The sequence below is a fragment of the Arthrobacter glycogeni genome (assembly GCF_054511155.1).
Genome location: NZ_JBTNDE010000045.1, coordinates 1 through 4065, shown reverse-complemented (window position 1 = coordinate 4065; position 4065 = coordinate 1). Strand labels below are relative to the sequence as shown.

Here is a 4065-nt window from a genome sequence, read left to right as displayed (position 1 = left end):
CGCGCCATCCGTGAAGGAACAAGCTGAGCAGGCCAAGACCAAGGCCCAGCAGCAGACAGCCAAAACCCAGCCTCAGGGCCCAGGCGCGCACCGCTACTAGATTTACCCGCATATCGCACTGTCCAGCACATCACCGAAGTCAGATAGCAAGGAGCAGAACATGATTACGCAAGAAAACATTGACCGCCTTCTGAGCAGCGGCGGCAACGTCATCGACAACGACGGGGCCAAAGTCGGATCAGTCGGGCAGATCTACCTTGATGATCAGAGCGGAAACCCCAGCTGGGTCACCGTGAGGACCGGCATGTTCGGCACGTCTGAATCCTTCGCACCTCTCGAAGGCGCCAGCATTGACGGCGACGACGTCCGGGTTGGGTACACCAAAGACCAGATCAAGGATGCACCCAGGGTTGATCCCGATGGTGACCTATCTGTTGAGGAAGAAGCCCGGCTCTACCAGCACTACGGTCTGAGCAGCCCCAGCGGCACCGACACCTACGACGAGTCTACGACGCGCGGCGAGCAGGGCTTCCAGTCCGGCGACGAACGCGTGGATCATTCCGGCGATTCGGGTGTCGTGGGCCATGACACGTCCGGTCCTACCACTGATGACGCGATGACTCGTTCCGAGGAGCGTCTGAACGTTGGCACCGAAACCCAGGAAGTCGGTCGGGCCAGGTTGCGCAAGCACGTCGTGACCGAAATGGTCACCAAGACGGTACCGGTCAGCCGTGAGGAAGTCACCATCGAACGCGAGCCCATCACCGACGCCAACCGCGGGAACGCTACCTCGGGCCCGGACATCAGCGAAGAGGAACACGAAGTGATCCTGCACGCCGAAACTCCAGTCGTAGACAAGGAAACCGTCGCGGTTGAACGTGTCCGAATGGGTAAAGAAACCGTCACGGATCAGGAAACTGTGACCGAAGAAGTCCGCAAGGAACAGATCGACGCCGACACTGATGCCGACCTCACCGCCGACGACAGCCGTCGGGACAACCGCTAAGAATCATTGGCATGTCCCCTTCCGGTCGGGTACCCGTTAGCGGGTACCCGACCGGAAGGTGGCGGCCTTGATAGAGGAGTTCTTTATGAGTACCAGTGCAGGCTCGGCTAAATCCCCGGACAATCACCCGGATTCCATTCATACCGAAAACGGTGATGACTCGAGGCGCGCAAAACGCGACCGCGGCGACACACAGCACCATGACAATAGTCCAGATACTGGCCGGAACCTTGAACATGATGTCGCCCGGGAAAAAGACGAGTTCGGCGGGATCAAGATCGGCTCCGCATTCTTCGGGTGGCTTACCGCTACCGGGACCGCGATACTCTTGAGCGCTCTCGCAGCTGCGCTCGGTGCGGCAGTGGGCTCGGCAACGAACACCGACATCGCCGGGGAAGCCACCTCAGACCCGCAGACCGCGGGCCTCATCAGCAGCATCGTACTCCTGGTCATTTTGTTGATCGCCTACTACTGCGGCGGCTACGTTGCAGGCAGAATGGCCCGCTTCAATGGCATGAAACAGGGCATCGCCGTCTGGGCTTGGGCCATCGTCATTGCCATTATCGTGGCGGTACTCGGCCTCATTGCTGGGGATCAGTTCAACATCCTTTCGCAGATCAACAGCTTCCCTCAGATCCCCGCAGGCGATGACCTGACCACTACAGGCATTATTGCCGCCGTCGTCGCGGCCGTCGTCGCACTCATTGGTGCGATCCTCGGCGGTCTTGCAGGAATGCGTTTCCACCGCAAAGTAGACAAAGCCGGCCTGCGAACCTAAGCCGCTGCCGTACACAATCCATAACCGGACAAGGAAGGCCCACCCCAATGGCCTTTCCCGCAGGATACCGAACATCAACAGAAGGAGAGAACCGTGAAAATCGATAAGAAGCAGATCCTTGACCACCTCAAGGGTCAGGGAGATAGCGACAAGGCCGACCAGGCCGAGCAGGAATTACCCGATCAGGTCGACACCGACAAAGATCAGGGCATGCTCAGCAAGTTGGGCATCAACCCTCAAGACCTCATCGGCAGACTCCCCGGCGGCCTCGGAGGCCTCGGGAACTAACCAGGCTTCACCAAGAACCGGCCCTGCAACGGAATGAACCCTCCCGTTGCAGGGCCTTCTGCATGCCAAAACCAAGCCCATAGCAATACTCTAGAAAGGAAAAATTTGGTGCAGCGTGTGAAAGTCCAATTGATCGATGATCTCAACGGCCAAGAAGCTCAGGAGACCGTTCGTTTCGAAGTCGCGTTCAACTGGGGGTATGCCCACCACGCCCGCCAGATACGCCTCCAGCTCCAACTGGGACAGTCACCCGCCCCGGGCGAAGTACTCAATCCACAGCTGGGCCGGTTCCATCCGGGTCTGGGTCGCACCCGCGGCGGTGAGCTGCTGCTGTGTTCGTGCATCCATAAATAACCTTCAAATCCGCTTCGCGAGACCAGCTGCCCTGCCCACCAGGGGCGTCTGGTTCCCAGCGATATCAATGAATACCCCAGCTCACTAAAGGCTAGCCGAGGGCAGGACGTGAATGTCAGAAATACTGCCTCTTGTCGTGTCAGATTTCGTTGTGTCAACGAAAATATGCTCCACATTCCCTAGTGTGAGGTGCTATCGGTTTTAGACTGTAGCCATGGCAGAAGGCCAGGGCGAGGGGTCGGTTGCAGCACAGCTCCAGGAGCTGATTCTGCGGTCCGAAAATGTCGAGGTGTTCCTCGAAGCGTTCGCTATGCACGCCTCGAAAATCCTGGGCCCGGAGGTCGAGATTCTATGTGGGATCACCCTCAAACGAACAGACCGGATCGTGAGAACTGGCAGCAGCGACGAGGCTATCGAACTCGATGAGGTTCAGCACGATTACGGCGAAGGCCCTTGCACCCAAGCTGCCCGGACCGGCCAGACTGTTGTTGTCGAAGATGTCCGTAGCGATACGCGATGGCCGGAGCGCTTCAAAGATATGGAGGACCGCGGGGTTGCCTCGATCCTTGCCATACCCGTGGTGATCGGTGCGGACGGCGGGGTCGCACTCAACCTCTACAGTCGGAAACCCGGGATTTTCACCCCGAACATTATCGAACGTTTTGAACAGTACGCGGGTGAGGCCGCAAGCAGCCTCGAGTTAGCCCTGAAACTGGCGTCCTATCGAGACGCTGCGGCCGATCTGCATGCAGCCATGGAATCACGCACGAACATTGACATGGCTGTAGGAATCATTATCGCCCAAAACCACTACACCCAAGCTGAAGCCGTCCAGGTCCTCCGGCGGGCTGCCAGACATCAACAAATCAAACTACGTGCGCTAGCGGAACGGATCGTCCAATCGATCAACTTGGTACCGGCAACCACCCACTTTACGCCCGCCTCTAGGCAGAGCTACCAGAAAAACTAAGCCGGGTTGCACCACAAACCAAATAGTAGGACCGGCTTGGCGGCAGTCGGGAGCGTTATGCAACATACCTTGTCCATCTTGCAGGAGCACCGGAATCATGATGGAAATCTGGCCGTCAGAATCCGAGATTCTCCGTAGAGACCCTCTCGCACCGATAACACCCTGATACGTCACCCGGAACCTGGACCAAGCCGGCGCTAATTCGCGGCGGAGAGGCCTACGTCGGGAGAATGGGGACTATGACACCTGCTGATGTTGTTCTTCCTGATGGTTACAGCAAAACCCTTGATGCGCTCAGAGGCCGCGTCCGTGACGCCCGCCTTCGGGCTCAGCGGACAATCAACACGCAGCTGATCGAGCTGTACTGGCATATTGGGAATGAGATCCTTACCCAACGCGACCGCCAGGGGTGGGGTACCGGCGTTGTGCGACGACTCGCTGAAGATCTGCGCACGGAATTCCCTGATATGACAGGCCTCTCCTACCGCAACCTGCAGTACATGAGGGCTTTCGCAGCAGCGTGGGCCGGTCAGCCAATTGTGCAGCAACCTGCTGCACAATTGCCGTGGGGCCACATCATGGTCCTGATCGACAAGCTTGATGACCCTGCGGCACGTGATTGGTATGCCGCGGCCGCGGCCGAGTACGGCTGGTCTCGTAACGTGTTGA

The 4065-nt window shown here is 58.3% G+C and carries 5 protein-coding genes; all 5 read left to right on the top strand.

Annotated features, from left to right (window positions below; genetic code table 11):
* Positions 1-160: 160 nt before the first annotated feature.
* Positions 161-1006, top strand: a complete 846-nt coding sequence (locus ACX80O_RS16605) for a DUF2382 domain-containing protein (protein WP_459334165.1) — start codon at positions 161-163, stop codon at positions 1004-1006.
* An 85-nt stretch (positions 1007-1091) separates the two neighbouring features.
* Entirely contained in the window at positions 1092-1784 is a 693-nt protein-coding gene (locus ACX80O_RS16600) for a hypothetical protein (protein ID WP_459334164.1), read from the top strand.
* 93 nt (positions 1785-1877) lie between these two features.
* Entirely contained in the window at positions 1878-2072 is a 195-nt protein-coding gene (locus ACX80O_RS16595) for a hypothetical protein (RefSeq protein WP_459334163.1), read from the top strand.
* Between the two features lie 568 nt (positions 2073-2640).
* Positions 2641-3396, top strand: coding sequence for a GAF and ANTAR domain-containing protein (locus tag ACX80O_RS16590; RefSeq protein WP_459334162.1), 756 nt, complete (start codon positions 2641-2643; stop codon positions 3394-3396).
* Between the two features lie 239 nt (positions 3397-3635).
* On the top strand, positions 3636-4065 hold a 430-nt coding region (locus ACX80O_RS16585), incomplete at its 3' end, for a DUF1016 N-terminal domain-containing protein (protein WP_459334161.1).

Excerpts from the sequence above, each read along its gene's own strand:
- ACX80O_RS16605 (WP_459334165.1), top strand. The coding sequence starts at position 161 with ATGATTACGCAAGAAAACATTGACCGCCTTCTGAGCAGCGGCGGCAAC.
- ACX80O_RS16600 (WP_459334164.1), top strand. The coding sequence starts at position 1,092 with ATGAGTACCAGTGCAGGCTCGGCTAAATCCCCGGACAATCACCCGGAT.
- ACX80O_RS16590 (WP_459334162.1), top strand. The coding sequence starts at position 2,641 with ATGGCAGAAGGCCAGGGCGAGGGGTCGGTTGCAGCACAGCTCCAGGAG.